The following is a 19,326-nucleotide window of genomic DNA, read 5'->3' on the forward strand; positions in this document are numbered from 1 at the left end:
TTTATTATTAACTTCAGTTAGATTATATAAGGAGATATGCGACAACTATATGGCGTATATTAATCATAAATATCAACAATTTCTTTTGCCTTTAACATAAACTCTGTTTTTAATTCTTCTGGCTCAATTATTCTAATTTTATTGCCATATGTAAAAAGCAAACCTTTCCAAACAATTTCATTCATCAGCGCATGAAATTGTAATATGAAATCGCCATCTTCATATGCAATTATTTTGGCATTAGGAAAATACTCCTCAATGGAAGCATGTACTTCTTTCTTACACAACATCTTTACATGTATATATTTTTGATTATCTTGTTTCTCATGCTGAATTAATAAATTGTCGATACCTTCGTGCTTTATCGAAAAAGGCTTCTCTAGCTTTTTCAAATTTCTCATTCTTACTACCTTAAAAAGCCTATAGTCCTTCTTGTCACGACAATATCCAAGCATATGTCAACGGCTACCTCAGTATTAACATTTATATTGTTAGCTATAGATAAAACATCACAAAATAGTAATCCCAAAGCTAATATTTCAATGATACAACGTAGACTTGGACATATATCAGTATAGTAGACATTTTTTAAAATGATTTTTTCACTGGTATTCTAGTATTTCTCCACATTTACTACATAATCGTCATATCTAAACATAATTACTGCCTAATATAATATTTATTATTAAGTATATATTACCAATTCCTACATTTCAATTTTTATTTATTTTTGTAGTAGTGCTAATAACTACATTAACTTACTTTCAAATTCTCTTTGTATCCGTGTTCTACGTTCCGTAAGATAATAAATATTTAATCTATCTAACAATATATTATTGCTTCAGACTTTTCAAATTAGCAAAATAGGATAAGAAAGTAATTCTCTTAAATGGTATTATAATTTAAAAGATATCATCTAAAAGAAAGGATTTCAATTATATATTTAAATCAAAATAAAGTATTTGATTATAATAATTATTTGGAGGTAAAACAATATGTTTAGTTTTTATAGTAAGCTTTCTACAGAAGTATACAATATAGACAAGCCTATCGGACATTCCTTTGGAGATGTGGAATTTTACAAGGAAAGACTTGGTAATATTAAAGGAAGAATTCTTGAGCCAGCAGTAGGGACAGGTCGTATCTTAATTCCTCTACTAGAGGAGGGCTTTATTGTAGATGGTATAGATTCCTCTCCTGAGATGCTAGATTTATGTAAATCTCATTGTGAACAAAGAGGTCTTAAGGCTGAGCTTTATCAAGAAAACATGCAAGCTTTTTCCCTACCACATAGGTATGAGGCAATTATTATTCCTACAGGCTCTTTTCTATTACTTGAAAATTCAAGAGATGCTATTAATGGATTAAAATGTTTCTATGAGCATCTTTCCATAGGTGGCCGTCTTATTGTAGATATATTTATGCAATCAAATTTCAATACTGGACCTATTTCAACAAGAACTTGGAGCACTCCTCATGGAGATTTAATCACATTAAACGAGTCTCTTGTAGAAGTCAATTTTATTGATCAATATACGGTTTCTCATTTGCGATATGAAAAATGGCGTAACAATCAGCTAATACAAACTGAGTTAGAGCGTTTTCCACTGAAATGGTACGGAATAGAGGAATTTAGATTGATTCTAGAGAAAGTTGGATTTGTTGATATTACTATTTCCTCTGATTATAAATTCGGCATACATCCTACGGATAAAGATCAAGTAATTACTTTTGAAGCATATCGTAAATAAAGTAATATTTTATCTTCTATCAAGCCTATTTATTTAAAAAGCTGTATTTTAAGATAGTGGTGATAATATAGCAATATTTAAGGGAAGTTAAAAAACTTCCCTTATTGCATGTTTTATTAGTAGCCATCTTATCAAGTCTTTATTTTATTTAGATACCGTAAATTTCTTATAATAATTCAACTGCTGTTTTATGAGCTTCCTATTTCATCATAATAAAAAAGTGCCTTAACATTGAATATATCATAATTAAATTTGTGTATTATCAAATGTAAATATTAGTTTATAACCATCAAATGTTTGTCCATTCTTTTCTTCAAATTTACCTTTAGCATAATCATTAATTGTTTTTCTCCAAAACTTTTCTGCTCTTAGGTTTGTCCCTGATGGTGCCACATATAATCCCCATTTGCCTAAAAACTTATCAAATATCTGCTTTGCTGCAATAGATGCAATATCCTTTCCCCTATATGGTCTCAATAAAAAGAACTCGTAAACATAATAATCCATTCCTTTAGGTGCATATTCACCTGTTGACACTAAATCAAACCCTGCAGGCTTTCCATCCACCATTATAATAAATGGGAATAGCAGGTTAGGCTTCTGAAACCAAATATTCTGAACATCATATTGTTCAGCTAATGTTTTTATAGACTCATCCTCATAAATTCCATATTCATTAGGTACGTTTCCATAGACCTCCGATAAGTCATGTAAGTACAAAGGATAAATATTTTTTATTATATTTGCATTTTCTTCATTTGCTAAAACTACCCGGACTTCCATAAATCTCATCCCCTATTTTATAATATAGTTGTTAAATAAATAGCATGATTTAGCATAGGCAGTACATTATTATCACTTGTATTCCACAAAGCCAAGTTTATCATCTAATGATTCTCCCGTTAAAGGATTTTTAGGTGAGTGAATATTCATGACAAATCCACTTTCACCAAAGCGCCCTTTTTTGTTTTCGTCGAAATATTCATCATCCATAGCTATGTGCTTAATACGGCCACATACTATGCAACACTTACTACCTTCATAAAGAGGCTTAATCCATTCCAAAGTGCACTCTAGATTTAAAAAGCATTCCTTAATTCTAGGTGCATTGATTGAAACTGCTTCTTCAGCTGTTAATCCACTTTCTACTATCTCATCAACCTCATATTTATTATTTTCAATTGTGCTATAACATTTTTCCCAGATTTCTTTACTTGGAAAGTTAATGCAAAACTCTTTATTTTTAGTTATATCTTTAATCGTATGTCCATATTCTATAGGAACACCACCCATTATACAAAAATGACCTCCCTCTTCTCCTGAAAAAGAAGACCATGAATGTAAGCATGCATTAGGTAAACCATTTTCTTTGTAAGTAGTAATCAAGAATATAGGCATAGGTATACCTACAAGATACTCTGCCCAGTTAAAAACCTCATACTGTCCCTCCCAAGTAGTAGCAAATGCTTCTGGCTTTTTGTTCTCAAACTCATGTTTCATTATATTTTCCCCCTCTCTTAATAGACTAAAATCCAATAAATGATCTTATTTTCTTTGCCCCAGCACGTGGAGTAATATCTTTAATTCTCGCAATTATTTCTTCTATTGCATCCTCTGGTTTTATACCAATAGACTCCTCTATTAGCTCATTTCCTGCCCATGCTTCTACAGTGGAATATACAGTAGAGGACCAACCATAAGCCTCTCCTTTAGAGTTCATTTTTCGTTTCGTCCCATTTACTGTTAAAAACATCCACATCTGTAACTCAGACATGGCAGATTCATATTTCGAGTCTAGCTCCTTTGTAAAACCACCTAATGATCTAATTTCATGTGTAGCCAAGCTTTCATGTTCCTCAAACAGGCTATATATTTGCTTAGCATGATTACTTAGCAAACCATCTGAATACAGCTCTAAAAAGCTTCTTCCTTTTCTTCTAGCTGCGAGAAACTTAGGATACCATTCTAGAGAGATAAATCCTGGTTTCTTACCAAATAGCTTTGCATATGCTGCTTTATGATCTCTTTCAATATTGATTCGCCACTGCCAGGGATCTGATGGTAAATCAGTATGCCACTGCTCTGGCCTTGTTAAATCTGAAAGGTTTATAAAGTCAATGCAATTATTTGACAAGGGCATAAATCCTAAATCTTCGACTATTGAAACAAAATCACTATATTCAGTAATTTTTGTGTCCGTGTAATTATTAGACATGATACTTATCTCCTTTCCTTCATTCCGAAAAATTATTAGAAAAACAATTTTCAATATGAACTAATAATTGTGCTTTATTGGCATCAGCATAACATAATGAACATGTCAACTGTGTGTCATGTTCATTTATACATATCTAAAATATTTTTTGCATTAGCCTTTAATTCGTCAACTATGGATTTCGGTGATAACACATATGCTTTATCGCCAAAGCTTCGAATAAAATCCATTGCATATTGATGGTTGTTATAGAATAAAGAAAATTTAATCTGATTATCTTCCGTGATTTCATAAGAATAGACACCATAATGATCAACAATTTGATATTCAAGAGAACGGTCAATAAGCATTGTTATTACTTTTTTATCATCTTGAAAATAATTATCCAAGTTAAGACTTTCTGTCGGAATATTTCTAGGAATAAAATTCATATCAGTAATTTTAAGATTGTTCATTCTATTCAGTTTAAAAAGCCTAAAGTCCTCTCTTAATTCACAGTATCCAAAGACGTACCATGCAGACCACTTAAAGGTAATAAAGCAAGGTTCTATATGCCTACTGGAAGTTCCTTTTGTAGAAAAATAATCAAAAACAACCTCACGGCTATTATTTATTGCTTCTCTTAAAAGATTTATTTTCTGAGAAAGACTTGTTTTGTAAAAAGAAGTTAAATCGATAAAAATATTATTGCTAATGGAAATAACGTCTTCATGCTTTAGAGATAATTTATCTAGTAAAAGATTAATCTTTGAATCATTTGATATGCTTTCAATGCTTTTTAAGCCGATTATTATATTGCCTAGCTCATCACTGGTTAATATGTTCTTATCCAGCTTATAACCCTCAGCAATACTGATTCCTCCACCGCCGCCTTGATATGTGATTATTGGTATACCTGCATTACATATGCTTTCAATATCCCTATGAATGGTACGAATGGATACCTCAAATTTTTCGGCTAAAATCTTTGCTGTTGTTCTTTCGTTATTTAAGAGTACTGTTATTATTCCAAGAAGTCTGTCTATTTTCATATGATACATCATCCTTATCTATATACGTTTATATTTTTTAAGATATAATTTTTGCACACATTGAGCGCCATGGCAAAAATTATACCTCTTATAATGTAATTAGCTTATCTACCTGCTTCTACAGTTATTAAAGCAAAAGCATAAGTCGATATGCTTAATAATATTCTTTATCTATGTTTGAAAGTTCGATTATTATTTATAAGAATACATGCAGTACTCTCATCGATAACAGTCCTATAAATATCCTTAATTCTACATTTACTCCCTAATTCCTTCCATTGATATTCATCGATTCCAAATCAATCTCATGTAAACAAATATTATTTTAGAAAAAATAAAGGCTTACACTCCCTGAGGTAAGCCATACTAAATCTCTATATGATTCATATAAAAGTATCTTCTTAATAAATATCAAGAGTTGCTTTGTTTTTAGCCAATCCTTCCATAATCTTTAGTGTTATATAGGCAATAATACAGTATGACACTCCAATTACTAACTCTTTAAATATATACATGCCTACAGCTTCATAGGATACTATGGCAGGGCTAATAAGTAGTCTTGATGCCTTCAATGCATTAGTTAGTGGCAGTATATGACTTATCCTTTCGAGGAAAAACGGAAGCTTTTCTGTAGGGAAATTAACACCGCTCAGACTCATTAGTAGCATAGAAGACAAATTTAGTAATAAATTTATATCCCTTGTTACAAGCCCTATACTACCAATAAATAATCCCATGGAGCATGCCGTAAATATAGCAGCAATTAATGATATTAAAAAATAAGGTATAGTATGTAAAGGTATCCTTAAATTCAAGAAAACAATTCCTGTCAGCAAGCCTATAAATACAGTTATCATGCCGTCTAATATATGAAATGTAGATTTTGATACAAACAGCTTGAACTTATTGGCTGGAGAAGCTATAAGAATTTTTAAAGTCCCTACGCTTCTTTCAGAAATCAAATTGACTCCCACACCAAAAAAGGCATTGTACATACAAAGCACAAATGCATTCCCTATTACAAAGGGAGTTATATCTATGTTTCCATAGGCATGTTTGGCTACTAAAGAGAAAAATAATACCTGAAATATTGGATTTATAACCTTAACTAGTACATAAATTTCTGGTTTTAAAAAACCATATAATCCCTTAAATGAATACAGTCCATTTCTGTATGATCTTTTCAAGCTATCCATACTAGCTCACCCCCAGAGTTGCTTCTATTCTTGTGCGCTTATCTACTTTTGAAAACAAAACCTTACTAGCTATAAGATAGACAGCCGATATAAAAAACAGGATAAACATTTTTTTATAAAATGTAGAAAAATCGTCAATACCTAAGGAGCTTTCCCTCAATATATCTATCGCCCAAGTAGGTGATAATACATAGCTTAAAGGCTTTATGAAAGATGGCAATATATCTATGGGAAATACAAAGCCACATAAAATAAACATAGGGTATTCCAAGCAGTTCATTAAGGCTCTAGCATTTTTAGAAAGAGTAAATATAGGAGCAATAAGCAGAGCTATAGATATGAAGGAAAATATCATTAAAATGAAGCTTATTAAAAATAGAAATCCATGCTCTATATGTAAAGAACCATTAAAAAGCACTTTAGTAAATACTAGGCTTAATATCATTCCAGTCAAACCTAAAAAAGTATTTGCTAAAACTTTTCCTAAAACTATAGTTGTAAACTTTGAAGGACTAGAAACTAAATTTTCCAAGGTTCCCATATAGCGTTCTCTTTCTATATCTCCTGCTGAAGAAAAACAAATAGAACTCCAAAGGCTGGTAAGTCCACTTCCTAAGATAACATAGTTTACGTAATTGATATAAGATGATTCCCGATATACCATATAGAGAATAAAAGTATATATTAAAGGCTGAACTATTATACAAAACCTAAAAGTAGCTCTAGAAAGAGATTGAGATAGGTGAAGCTTAAAGGTAGAAAACACTACTTTTAAATTAAGCAATTGCATTCCCTCCTATAAGCTTTATGTAAACCTCTTCAAGGGAACCATTTTCATCCTCAAGATACTTAAGTTTTAATTGCTTGGGAGTATCTATATCAATTAATTCTCCGTTATTAATTATGGCAATTCTATCACACAATTCATCTGCCTCATGCATATAATGAGTAGTCAGAAGTATAGTTTTTCCTTCCTCTTTAAGCTTTAGTATAATATTTCTTAAATCCTTAGCACCAATAGGATCCAATCCAATAGTAGGCTCATCTAAAAATAAAATCCTTGGATCATTTATTAATCCTCTTGCTATTTGAAGTCTTTGCTTCATTCCCTTAGAAAAGCTTTCTACCTTTTCATGTTCTCTTCCCTGTAGATTTACTAATTTTATCAGTTTAGGTATACGTTCCTTTAAAACTCTCCCTGGAACTTTATAAATATCACCAAAATATTGAAGGTTTTCATAAGCAGAAAGCCTCCAATATAGTCCTCTCTCTCCTCCAAAAATAAAGTTTATCTTATCTCTTATGAACTTTTCCTCTCCAAAACAATCATAGCCAAAAATTTTTGCCTTTCCTGAAGATGGAGCCAAAAGAGTAGTTAACACCTTAATAGCAGTAGTTTTTCCTGCTCCATTTGGTCCCAATAACCCAAATATTTCTCCTTCATCTACTGTAAAAGATATTCCTCTTAAAGCTTCAATAGTTTTTTTCTTTGTCATTCCTAAAGTCCCCTCGTAGGTTCTCTTTAGATTATCTACTTCTATAGCTACACTCATTTCACAACCTCCTTTGAATAAAAAATACAATTGTTTTATGTATATCTAATTAGATGATTATATTATAAGTTTCTTCTATACTTATGTCAATAGAATTGCTCATAAAAATAAAGACTGCTAAAGATCAATACTTCTCTAATCTTCAACAGCCTTTATTTTTCCATATAAAATTTAGTGTTTATCATTTTTAAATCTAGATGATAGATTATTTATAAACTTATCCATGGAATTATAATTTATACTATAGTATTTAGAATTTTTTACTCGTTCCTCATTAGTAAATCCAGCTTCTTTTAATTTATCAATATGATGAGATATGGTCGGAGTTGAAAGGCCTAATTTACTAGCCAAATCTTTTCCAGTCATAGGAGCTTCCTTAGATAATAGCTCTATGATTTCAAATCTAGTTTCATCTGATATTGTCTTCAAAATATTTATTATATCTTTCTTAGTAAAATCTTTATGATTAAGTGAATAGATTAATATCTGATCTTTTCCAAAAAATCTTATGGCCTTTATATTTATAAGACAGCTTGGAATAAAAATAAAATCTTCATAAGGACCCCTGTTCCTGAAAGTTTTGCCCATAATCTTTTGAGACAATTCCAGAGGCTCTATAGTTAAAAGAGAGCTTTCTAGCCCTGGCAATTCGTCATAGATTTTAATCATTGTTTCTTCATAATAGCTTATAAATTCCTCTGTATATAAGCCATCTAAGCAGGAGAAAAACTCCTGTAAAAACAAATCTTTATTAGAAAACAAACCCTTTAAAGCTAAATAATTGGTACTTATATCACCATATTCCGAATATAATTTATTTAAGTTTTCATCGTCCTGTAGTGCTAGCTTTAGAAATTCTTTATCTATATATTGCCCATAGAAAGTATAAAAAAAGTCTTCATCCTTTAAGCTAAGTACATAGCTTTTATAAGCTTCTAAATTATTAAAGTTCTTATTAAGCAAAAGAAACTCTAGCATTCCATATCCATTAAAAGGCAAGGAATTTGTTATTTCTCCTAAAAACCTATAATTCTTTTGTATACTTTTAATATAATCCTCTGTATAGATATCTGAATATTTATTGGAATTATTGTTATAAAAAATATTTATTAAAATAGAGACTAAGTCTACAACAATGGAATGTGTAAAATAACAGTTATTTCTGCTGCTAATCTCTTTCATTAAGCTCACCCTTTTATTTTATCCTATGGTAAGATTGTATAATAAATCTATGTTAATTGCTATATGAGTTTACTGTTGTGTTATTATTAGCACTTATCTTTTTTACAAATAGTATTCTCTAAAATAGCAATTGCCGCTATTACAATGTCAGGTAACTTTGACACTTATTAAAGATTTCTTTACATACTTGATAATTTTGCACGATAAAAATTATAAGTACTGTAAAAAACTCTTACCTATACTGCTAGGTAAGAGTTTCAACACAACATATATTCACAATTTTTGTAATGACAAGAAGTCTACGTTATTTATGATACGGTCCACCATATCGCTGTAACTGAGGTTTTGTTATGTTAGTTACGGTGCTTGCCACCTTAATCCAATATAATATATATCAGTTTAGCCTGATTCAATTCGAACCATTCTATCGTTCCTGCTTCAAAGCATCATGACAGTAAGAATAAGACAAATGAAACGTCCCCACATCATCTTTTTTCCATTATTTGTCACATGAAAATTATCGCATAAATTTAACTATCTAATTTTTTTGAATACACTTCTGCCCATGCAGGAAAAAATCCAGCATTTATAGCAATATTCCTAGAAATTATATGAGACACTGAGGTTCCATAAAAAGGTACCTTTCCACGCTTTAAAAGTTCATGTTTTAATAATGCAACTAGATTTGTACCAATACCTTTTCCTCTATATTCAGGTAACACATCAATACCAATTTGGCATAAGGTTTTACTATCTTCACTAGCCCCTGCCATACCCATTATATTATCACCATCAAGAGCAGCGACTCCAAGAATATCAGGGTAATTCTCATCAAAAACAAAAGCTTCATCAAATCTGCTATCATCCTCAAATTGTAATATCTCTTGTTTTTCAAACCATTTTGTTGTAGCAATTGGTTTTATATCACAAGTGACAGGATTGGGTAGATAAAAGTGAGGCATTTCATCAATTTCATGACCAAATTCTCTTAATTTATTATCTATAGCTCTAAGTTTACCATAGTCAAACAGCCAGCTGGCATCTCGTTTTAGAATCTTTTCTTCAAGCCAAGGTCTTATTTTGTCATCAGCACAGATTATTGCCCTTCCTCCTATACTAATTATTTTAAGAAAGCAGCCATCACTTTCATAAATACGCCTACCCTCTAGAAGTTTATTTTCAGTAATTGTATTTCCCTCTTTTTCAAAGTCTAAGAGTTGACAATTATAATCAAGTGCCAATTGTCTTTTTGCTATACTAAGTATTTCAACTTTTGTATACATAATTTCACACTTCCAATCTTTAATTATCATTTTCTACATCTATGTATTTTAGAATATATATAATTTTACCATTATTTTATATACGAATCAATTAATCTATTTATACTTAGGAATATCATATAAGAGTTTCTTTAGTTTTAAATAATAATTGCTATCTTAGCAAAATAGGAAAAGGAACTTATTAGAAAGTATGTTAACATATAATTACCGTACAGAAATTGAGCCTTCGAAGGAGGGATTCTTTGGACTATATAGATTTAATCCAAAATACCATAGACTATATCGACGATAATATTTGTGAAAAAATAACAGTTGATAAACTAGCAGAAATTGCAGGTTTCTCTACCTATCACTATTATAGGGTATTCTATAGCTTTGTCGGGATTCCTGTCATGGAATATGTAACAAGACGAAAACTTCAGTATGCTCTTTCTGAACTCAGCAATAATAAAAAGATATTTGATATTGCATTAGACTTTGGATTTGAAACCCATGCAGGATTTACGAAAGCTTTTAAAAAACAATTTGGATATGCACCAAGCTTTTATAGGATGCACGCACCAATAGGCTTTCCACAAAAAGTAGACTTAAAAAAAGTTAAAATAAACAAAATTGGAGGTATCATAATGCAACCTAAAATAGTAAATAGAGATTCTTTTAAAATAGTTGGATATGAATTTAAAACTACACTAAGAAATAATGCTCATTCTAGAGATATTCCTGCATTTTGGGATCAATGTAACATAGAAGGTAAAGAAGCACTTTTATATAAGACGCAGAATCCTCCTAGACATGGAGAATACGGTATTTGCGTGAATACCAATATGGAAACTGATGAATTTTCCTATGTATTAGGGATCGAAGTTACAAGCTTTGATAATGCATCAGAAGATATGTATACACTCGAAGTACCTGCTGCAACTTATGCTGTTTTTACCACTCCCTCTGTAGCTTCAGATGATGGCAGCTTTGTGAGTTCAATCCAAGGCACATGGAAGTATATACTCGAAGAATGGTTTCCAAATTCCTGCTATGAAATTGATGATTCAAAGCTAGATTTTGAATTCTATGATGAACGCTGTCATCCTTGGGAATATGAAAAAATATGTATGGATATTTACATTCCAATCAAAAAAAGATAAACAAGAAATAAATAAAACTGCAGGAAGATTTTCTATTTAAATCATACTGTAGTTTTATTTTAAAATTATATATTAAAAATCGGGTAGTTACTCCAAATGCATTTTATAAATACTTGATGGGTATATAATATCTGTTCCCTTCTTTATGATTAATTTTAATCTTTTCTCATCTTTATATCAATTATTTCGTTACTAGTTACCCCTTTAACTATAATGGACTACTAGCATTGCTAGTAGCCCATATATTTGGCAATATTCCTAAGCTTCTTTTAATCTTGTAGTTGTAATTTTGCCATCTACTTTACTTAGGGTTTTTATTTTCATAGTTGGATTTACTATACCAAAATCTTTTGTAATTTCCTCAAGTATTTTAAGTTCTTTTCTCTTGATAATAACTTCAATTTGATATCTTTTCTCATCATTATTTCCTCTGACAAGAGAATTATTAACTGAATATCCTGTTTCACGAAGCTTCTTAGCTACCTCCGTAGCCTTGTTCTTATCATTTAAAAATAAATCTACTTCTAAAATGCCAAGAGCCAACCTGTCTTCAATTTTACCACCTATAAAAACTCCTGCAGTTCTGCCCAAGGCATATGCTATAGTAAATTGGATCCCATCCGAACTAGTAACCTTACTAACAATAGTTGCAAAAATCATAGCGTCTGTAAAAACTAATAAATATACTGGATTCATTATTTTTTTAGACATTAATATTGTTTTCAATGTTGCCAAAACATTTGTAAAAGCAGTTACTAGAAACAAACCTATAAGTGCAAACATAACATTTGTTGTCATTGCCACACCTCCTTCTTTTTTTCATAAAAAAACTAACATACAAATTGTATGCTAGTTAGTAATTTAATTAGTCGTATACTTATTTAAATAATCTATATAAAAAGTTCAAGATTGAATAAACCTAATCTTTTTAAGTCTCTATAAATATAAAATAAGTTGTAAATATGAAAACCATAACTACAAAATTATAAAATAATGATAAGATTATTGTAAAATATGTTTTATGATACTCCAGCTTTCTTCCAACTATTAACCTAACTTTACTATTATACCATATATATTTATTGCTTGCAAATATTTCTATACTTAAAAGAGAATTTTCTAGCCTAAGCAGCTCACCATAAGCTTTAGTTATTGTTCTATTGGTGATATATCCTTATATTCCAAATAAAGATTATTCATGTTTTCATCTAAGACCTGCGCTCAGAAACCAACAAAAGTTACCCGCGAGCACTTTTAACGGCTCTTGGTTTTATTTCTGAAGTCATTCTCTTTCTTTCAGAAATGGTGTACACTCTCCAGAATAGTATATACATAAAATATGAAGCGCTCTGGTACAGGCAGTATAAAGCAGCAGCCTTTCCTCTTCACAGCAGTAATTTTCATTTCCTACATTATAAATAAGCACAACATCAAATTCTAATCCTTTAGCAAGGTATGCAGGTATTACTAAGGTATCGCTCACATATTCATCATCATCCTTCATTATTGCTTTAACATGAACCCTACCTTTTAAGAAATTATATACCTCGTCTGCTTCCTTTACAGTTCTTGTTATTATTCCAATGGATTTGTGTCCTCTCTCCTTATATACCTTTATATCCTCAATCAACCTTTCTTTTATAGCTTCTTCTTCTGAAAAGCCAAGAAGTAAAGGCCTATCTCCATTTCTCTGTACACATTCATCAGTAATTTCATTATTGAGCAGCTTTCTTGAAAACTTAGTAATTTCCATTGTGGATCTATAGCTCTTGGTTAAATTTATTATACAGGTGTTGCTCTGAGGAAATATATGAGATATATTATTATAACCTCCTACATTCATAAATGGATTAATGGATTGATTTAAATCGCCCAATATAGTCATATTTGCAGACTCAAAAAGCTGATACAATATTTCATACTGAAGTGGTGTATAGTCCTGGGCCTCGTCAATGATAACATACTTAATTTCTGAAGCTTTCGGAATATCTCCCAGCACAATTTTTAGATATAGCAGAGGAGGCTGATCTTCATAGTTAAGTTTTTGTCCCCCTAGGTTTTCTAAAGTATAGCTTTTGATTTCCTCAATTTTCTCCTCACAGTATTCAATATTTAATTCTCTAGAAAAAAACTCTAGTTTCTCAAAAAGCTTTCTATAAATGTCTATTAAATTAAATTCTGTTATCCTACTGATTTCATGATATATTCCCTTCATTTCCTCTTTTACAATAGCTATGCTGTCCTGCATGATCTCCACTTTGTCTATATAAGAGCCTGTATACTCAAGTTCAGCAGCAACTTCTTTTATCCGTTCTTTTTTATAGGGTTCTATAAGGAATAAAATTCTTTCTTTTATCTTTTTAAGTCTTCTTTTCAATGGAAGCCTTATATAGTCTTTAAAAAACAATTCCTGTAAATCTTTTGAAGAAACTATTAAGCTTCCTCTAAAGATGATGTCTGTAAAATTTCTATCCGTTTTTTCAACATATGTCACATAAAGCTTTAATATATCTAAAAATTCCACGCTAGACTTATACTTTATATTACTGATTCTGTTTTCATAGTTCAATTTATTTTTTGAATCCAGAATATATTCCATCATTTCGCAGTAATCTTCCTTCATAAGCTCATCCCCCAAAGCCTTATGCATATATTCTTTAAATGTTGTCTGGTACATATTGTCTTCTCCAAGCTCTGGCAATACATTAGAGATATAATCATTAAAAATCTCATTAGGAGAAAATATTACTATATTCTCAGGTGTTATTTCCTCCCTATGCTTATATAAGAGATAGGCAATCCTATGAAGAGCAACTGAAGTTTTACCGCTTCCTGCAGGACCTTGAACAATGAGATTTTTATACTCTTCATTACGAATTACTTTATTCTGCTCTCTTTGAATAGTTGTCACTATAGCCTTCATCTTGCTATCGGTGCTTTTACCCAATATATCTTGAAGCACTTCATCATCTATCTTAAGATTGCTATCAAACATATATTCAATTTTTCCACTATTGATTTTGTACTGTCTTTTCAGCGTAAGCTTTCCATCTATAACTCCTTCAGGGCATTTGTAATTTGCTTCTCCTCTTTCACAATCATAAAACATGCTGGAAATCGGCGCTCTCCAGTCGTATATGAAGAAATCAAGGTCATCATTGATGAGGTTTGATATCCCTATATAATACTTCCCAGCTTTCTCCTCTCCATTTTCAATAAAATCAATTCTCCCAAAATAGGGTGATAAAAGCATTCTTTCGTATTTTTTTTGAAACTTTCTGCTTGACTCATGACTTCTCTTTTGTATTTTCATGAAATTTATGAATTGCATAAAGTCTACAATCTGATCTAATCCATTGATTGCGGAAACTGAGCCTACGTCATCCCATAGCTCTTTTTGCGTTTCAATAGCATCAGTTCTAATCTTTTCTTTAAGTTCATTGTTCTTGTCAAGCTGCTTCTGAGCCTCTTTAAGAACATCCTGTAGCCATTCATTTTCAAGCTTCCATTCATAGTCATTCCTGTCCATAAATATAACCTCCCTATAGATAGATATTTCAGCAAAAAAATATTTTTTGAAAATTTTTAAAAAAGCATTGACATTGTTTTTTAAAAGGTATATAATATAATTGGAGATAAATATACATTCATTTAAAAGTGGCAATATAGATTTATCATATCACTTTTGTTTTGTTGTGTCAATAATAGAGACATTTGTCATTGAACAAATGTCTTTTTACTTAATTGCAAAACTAAATTAGACCCCTTTTTCAAAAACAGTCTAATTTAGTCTTACAAACTTTCCATACTTATATTTCCTATTAAATTTGTTTTGTGAAGCCTGAAGGTTGCTTGAATCAAGGAGCTGCCACAGGGAAATGTTGATGTGAGGTTCTGAAAATGATAAGCTCTACTTACCCGAAGCAAGCATGTTCTAAACTTTGTTTTGCTTGCCTTCGGGTATTTTAACACGCATCATTTTATAGTTGCTAAACATAGGTTTTTTGTTGCAAAAGTTCCTGTAACAATGTCTGTAATTTTTGAGGCCTCTAAAGTAAACCTATTAAGCTTTTCAGAAATAAAGATGAGCCATAACTACATAAATAGTTTATGACTCATGAAGTGCTCATTTAGAATATTAAAAGCTGAATCTCAACAAATAGGTTAATTATCAAGTTTTCCTTATTAGGTTCAGTCTATCTGAATACTATAAAAAGTGCATATCACTTTTTTACGCTGTATTAATTCTTCTCATACTATTTTATTTTTTAATTATGACCTTTTATCTGAAGGTCATAAAGATGCTTATATGTTCCTTCCACAGATATTAGATCTCTATGTTTTCCTTTTTCTACGACCTTCCCCTCCTGAAGCACATAGATTTCATCTGCGGCTTCAATGGTTGATAGTCTATGGGCTATAGCTAATGTGGTTCGTCCCTCCATTAATCTATCAAGTGCTAACTGTACAAGTTGCTCGGATTCAGAATCAAGAGCAGATGTGGCTTCATCTAAAAGCAATATTGGAGCATTTTTGAGAAGTGCCCTTGCTATTGCAATACGCTGTTTCTGTCCTCCTGAAAGGTTAGCACCCTTTTCACCTACCATAGTATGGTATCCATCAGAAAGCTCCATGATAAAGTCATGGGCATATGCAATCTTAGCTGACTCTATTATTTCTTCCTTTGTTGCATCTAGCCTTCCATACCTTATATTTTCTTCAATAGTTCCATAAAAAAGATAGGAATCTTGAGGTACGTAAGCAATTATTTCTCTTAACTCCTTTAATGACTTACTTGCTATAGAGCAACCATCTATGAATATCCCACCATTATCTACATTATAAAATCCCATAAGTAGCTTTATCAGTGTACTTTTTCCTCCACCGCTTGCTCCTACAATTGCTGCCATCTGCCCTTTCTCTACAGATATATTAACCTCATCCAGAACCCTTTCCCTATCATCATAGCTATAACATACCTCCTTCATCTCTATCATACTGTTTGAAAAAAGGTTGCTTTCATCATTTTCTTTATTTTTATCTGATTCAGTAGGGCTGTTAAATAACTCAAATACCCGGCTTGCACCAGCAAGGGAGCCTTGGATACCAGCAATAAATTGTCCAATATTTTCAAATAAGTAGCTAGCATTTCCCTGCAAGTGCAGCATTGCAGCTATTGTACCAACATCCATTTCTCCCTTCATTGACATATATAATCCTAGTGCTAGAATTCCTATAGTCTTTAAAGTTCCATAGGAGCTATTGACAACCTCTAATGCAGAGCTTATATTTCCCCTTTTAATAACTGCCCTATTCAAATCTCTATTTTCATTTTCATATTTATCAAATATCTTCTCCTCTATATTGAACATTTTTGTTTCAATAAATCCATCTGATATGTCAATTAGCCTCTGAGTCATCCCACCCATTTTTGTCTGCACATTATCTCCAGCTTTTCTTAATGGTTTACTAAAGAAGGAGCTTATGAGGACAGATACTAGTCCAATAAAAATAACTATAATAGCAAACTGCCAATTCATTAAAAGCATGGAAATCACAGCAACAGTCCCATGGATAAAAGCAAATGTAAGCATAGGCATATGATTCATGTATACCTCTTGAATGGCATCAATGTCATTTGTCATTCTAGTAATCAAATCCCCTGTATGTCGCCCTTCAAAGTTTTTCACAGTCAAGGCCTCCATGTGTTTAAAGGCAGCCATTCTAATATTGCCCATGGTTTTTCTAATACAGCATTTATATGAATACCTGAATAAGGGCTGAAATATAAAGGCTATGGAAAAAGACACAATGGCTATGAAAAATGCTCTTTTTATCAACAGGATGTTTCCATAGGTTATTGCATTTATAACATCCTTGATTATATAGGCAAGAACAATATTGTAGCATATGGATGTAAAGCCAGAATCAACTATCATTGAAATTATACATTTCATAATATTAGGTTTCATAAAGGACAGAACTCTTATTAATTCATTTTCCTTAAGCTTTTTACGCATATGCTATCCCTCCTTCGCTATCTTTAAAATCAAATTGCTTATTATACAACCTCCTATAGAAGCTATCTCTTCCTATAAGCTCCTCATGCACTCCCTTTTCAACGATTTCTCCATCTTTTATAACTAATATCATGTCTACATTTTTTATTGTAGACATTCTATGGGCAACCACTAATACTGTACGGTTTTTCATAAATTCCTGAAGAGATTTCTGTACTAGACCTTCTGATTCTAGATCTAGAGCTGAGGTGGCTTCGTCTAAAAGAAGTATGGGAGCATCCTTTAATATAGCTCTAGCAAGGGAAATTCTCTGCTGCTCTCCACCAGATAGCTTGACACTTCCATCACCTATTACTGTGTTGTATCCATTTGGCAGGCTCATTATAAGATCATGGGCATTTGCAAGCCTAGCAGCCTCTATAATCTCATCTTCTTTAGCTCCGTCTCTTCCATAAGCTATATTCTCAAATATTGTTGCTGGAAACAGGTAGATGCTCTGTGACACATAGGATATATTCCTTCTGATATCTGTGGGGCTGCAATTCATTAAATTATTTCCTAAGACTTCAATATCTCCCTTATAGCTTCTATAAAAACTACACAACAGCTTCAATACCGTAGTCTTGCCACATCCACTTGGACCTACAATTGCCGTCACAGTCCCTTTTGTTAATTCAAAGCTTATATTATTTAAGACCTGATTCTCTTCCTTATATCCAAAGCTAACCTCTGAAAATCCTACAGCTGGATAGTTTTCTTTGATTTTAAGCTTCTCACCAGCTTGCAATTCTATCTCCTCGTTTATAATCTCAAATGTTCTGTCAATAGCCGGCATGGCCGTACGCATATGCTTTTTTAAACCAAGCAGGGACTCTACAGGAATAAATACATACCAAATCAATTGCGTACTGGCCAAGAGTTGACCTACAGTGATCTCACCCTTAATTGCAAGATAACCCCCAAATAGAGGTACTATTAGCTGTGGTATATATCTTAAAGCAAGAAAAAGCCTTACTAGATTTGCATTTATCCTCTCTATTTTCACTCCCCTGTTAATTATTCCCTCTATATTTTTCTTGTATTTTTCGAGCAAAACTCCTTCTAAATTAAATGCCTTTAGTATATAAACTCCACTTATGGCATCCTTGGCAAGTGCATTTATCTTTGCAGTATCCTCCATTATCTGTCTTGAATTTTTCTCCATAGGCTTTGAAACTATATTGAATATGTATCCTGTAAGTGGTATTAAGACTACACTTAAAATTAGCAGCTTCCAGCTAATAGAATACATATATATAAATGCAGCAATAAACATAACTGGATTTAATACAAGTTCAGGTATGTTTCCAACTAACTCCGTAACTGTTAATATGTCATTATTTATTCTTGAAATGATATCACCAGAATGGTATTTCTCCTTAGTCTTCAATGGCAAGTCAATAATATGCTTAGCAAAATAATTTCTTATATCGTAGGCAAAATCTCCCTTATACCTTACTGAGGAATATTTATTTATATAACTGACAATGATACTTACAGCTACTATTACAACGGTAAAGCATACAAAGCTTTTAAACTCACTTATCTGCCTATTCATGGCCATATCAGTAAGGCTTCTTGTTGCAAATGCAAAGTAAATCATTATGAGTCCTTCAAGAAAGGCAGCAATACAGTTTAGAATTATCCAACCTCTTAAGGGCTTTATAAATGGGCTTAATTGATTTAACCTTCTAAAGGAACTATTTTCATTTTTCTCTCTCATCCCTTCTCCTCCTCGTATACTTAATAAAGACATCAATCTTCTAAAGGCTTCACTCTACACACCACCTCAAACTAATTTAATTCTATAGATAATGCAAAACTTCATTACACTCTATATAGGATGTTTAGAAAATCATTTGAATGCTTATTGCATTCCATGGTTTTCGAATGTTGTTTTTGAGAAAATGCATG

At 31.7% G+C, this 19,326-nt stretch carries 16 protein-coding genes; 2 read left to right on the forward strand and 14 right to left on the reverse strand.

Annotation, left to right across the window (positions count from 1 at the left end):
• Window positions 1–59: 59 nt before the first annotated feature.
• The gene (locus QO263_RS01655) at window positions 60–455 is read right to left on the reverse strand and encodes a helix-turn-helix transcriptional regulator (protein ID WP_285625691.1); all 396 of its coding nucleotides are present in this window, start codon (window positions 453–455) and stop codon (window positions 60–62) included.
• A gap of 540 nt (window positions 456–995) precedes the next feature.
• Here QO263_RS01655 and QO263_RS01660 point away from each other — a divergent pair.
• Window positions 996–1,751 (forward strand): class I SAM-dependent methyltransferase, encoded by a 756-nt coding sequence (locus tag QO263_RS01660; RefSeq protein WP_285625693.1) that lies wholly within the window; start codon window positions 996–998, stop codon window positions 1,749–1,751.
• Window positions 1,752–1,997: 246 nt separating this feature from the next.
• Here QO263_RS01660 and QO263_RS01665 read toward each other — a convergent pair whose 3' ends face one another.
• The 9 genes from QO263_RS01665 to QO263_RS01705 form a co-directional block, all read right to left on the reverse strand.
• Window positions 1,998–2,534, reverse strand: a complete 537-nt coding sequence (locus QO263_RS01665; protein WP_285625695.1) for a GNAT family N-acetyltransferase — start codon at window positions 2,532–2,534, stop codon at window positions 1,998–2,000.
• Window positions 2,535–2,606: 72 nt separating this feature from the next.
• Window positions 2,607–3,251: a flavin reductase family protein gene (locus tag QO263_RS01670; protein WP_285625697.1), complete on the reverse strand. Its 645-nt coding sequence runs from the start codon at window positions 3,249–3,251 to the stop codon at window positions 2,607–2,609.
• A 25-nt stretch (window positions 3,252–3,276) separates the two neighbouring features.
• Window positions 3,277–3,966, reverse strand: coding sequence for an AlkZ-related protein (locus tag QO263_RS01675; protein WP_285625700.1), 690 nt, complete (start codon window positions 3,964–3,966; stop codon window positions 3,277–3,279).
• A gap of 122 nt (window positions 3,967–4,088) precedes the next feature.
• Entirely contained in the window at window positions 4,089–4,997 is a 909-nt protein-coding gene (locus tag QO263_RS01680) for a helix-turn-helix transcriptional regulator (protein WP_285625703.1), read from the reverse strand.
• 401 nt (window positions 4,998–5,398) lie between these two features.
• Complete coding sequence (locus QO263_RS01685; RefSeq protein WP_285625706.1) at window positions 5,399–6,193, reverse strand: ABC transporter permease; 795 nt, start codon at window positions 6,191–6,193, stop codon at window positions 5,399–5,401.
• A 1-nt stretch (window position 6,194) separates the two neighbouring features.
• The gene (locus QO263_RS01690) at window positions 6,195–6,977 is read right to left on the reverse strand and encodes an ABC transporter permease (RefSeq protein ID WP_285625709.1); all 783 of its coding nucleotides are present in this window, start codon (window positions 6,975–6,977) and stop codon (window positions 6,195–6,197) included.
• Complete coding sequence (locus QO263_RS01695; RefSeq protein ID WP_285625712.1) at window positions 6,970–7,746, reverse strand: ABC transporter ATP-binding protein; 777 nt, start codon at window positions 7,744–7,746, stop codon at window positions 6,970–6,972. Before QO263_RS01695 ends, QO263_RS01690 begins: the two co-directional genes overlap by 8 nt.
• Before the next feature lie 171 nt (window positions 7,747–7,917).
• Entirely contained in the window at window positions 7,918–8,928 is a 1,011-nt protein-coding gene (locus QO263_RS01700) for an ArsR/SmtB family transcription factor (RefSeq protein WP_285625715.1), read from the reverse strand.
• Window positions 8,929–9,458: 530 nt separating this feature from the next.
• On the reverse strand, window positions 9,459–10,211 hold the full coding sequence (locus tag QO263_RS01705; RefSeq protein WP_285625718.1) for a GNAT family N-acetyltransferase: 753 nt from the start codon (window positions 10,209–10,211) through the stop codon (window positions 9,459–9,461).
• 242 nt (window positions 10,212–10,453) lie between these two features.
• On the opposite strand from QO263_RS01705, the gene QO263_RS01710 reads away from it, so the two are divergent.
• Complete coding sequence (locus tag QO263_RS01710; protein ID WP_285625721.1) at window positions 10,454–11,353, forward strand: AraC family transcriptional regulator; 900 nt, start codon at window positions 10,454–10,456, stop codon at window positions 11,351–11,353.
• Window positions 11,354–11,611: 258 nt separating this feature from the next.
• Here the strand turns inward: QO263_RS01710 and QO263_RS01715 are convergent, their stop codons facing one another.
• The 4 genes from QO263_RS01715 to QO263_RS01730 form a co-directional block, all read right to left on the reverse strand.
• Window positions 11,612–12,151, reverse strand: a complete 540-nt coding sequence (locus tag QO263_RS01715) for a DUF5698 domain-containing protein (RefSeq protein ID WP_285625723.1) — start codon at window positions 12,149–12,151, stop codon at window positions 11,612–11,614.
• A 484-nt stretch (window positions 12,152–12,635) separates the two neighbouring features.
• Window positions 12,636–14,882, reverse strand: coding sequence for an RNA polymerase recycling motor HelD (gene helD, locus QO263_RS01720; RefSeq protein ID WP_285625726.1), 2,247 nt, complete (start codon window positions 14,880–14,882; stop codon window positions 12,636–12,638).
• A 739-nt stretch (window positions 14,883–15,621) separates the two neighbouring features.
• Complete coding sequence (locus tag QO263_RS01725) at window positions 15,622–17,373, reverse strand: ABC transporter ATP-binding protein (RefSeq protein ID WP_285625730.1); 1,752 nt, start codon at window positions 17,371–17,373, stop codon at window positions 15,622–15,624.
• A complete protein-coding gene (locus QO263_RS01730) occupies window positions 17,366–19,135 on the reverse strand; it encodes an ABC transporter ATP-binding protein (RefSeq protein WP_285625733.1) in 1,770 nt (589 codons plus the stop codon). The genes QO263_RS01725 and QO263_RS01730 overlap by 8 nt, the downstream gene beginning before the upstream one ends.
• Between the last annotated feature and the right edge of the window lie 191 nt (window positions 19,136–19,326).

It is taken from the genome of Proteiniborus sp. MB09-C3 (assembly GCF_030263895.1).
Classification (GTDB): Bacteria; Bacillota; Clostridia; order Tissierellales; family Proteiniboraceae; genus Proteiniborus.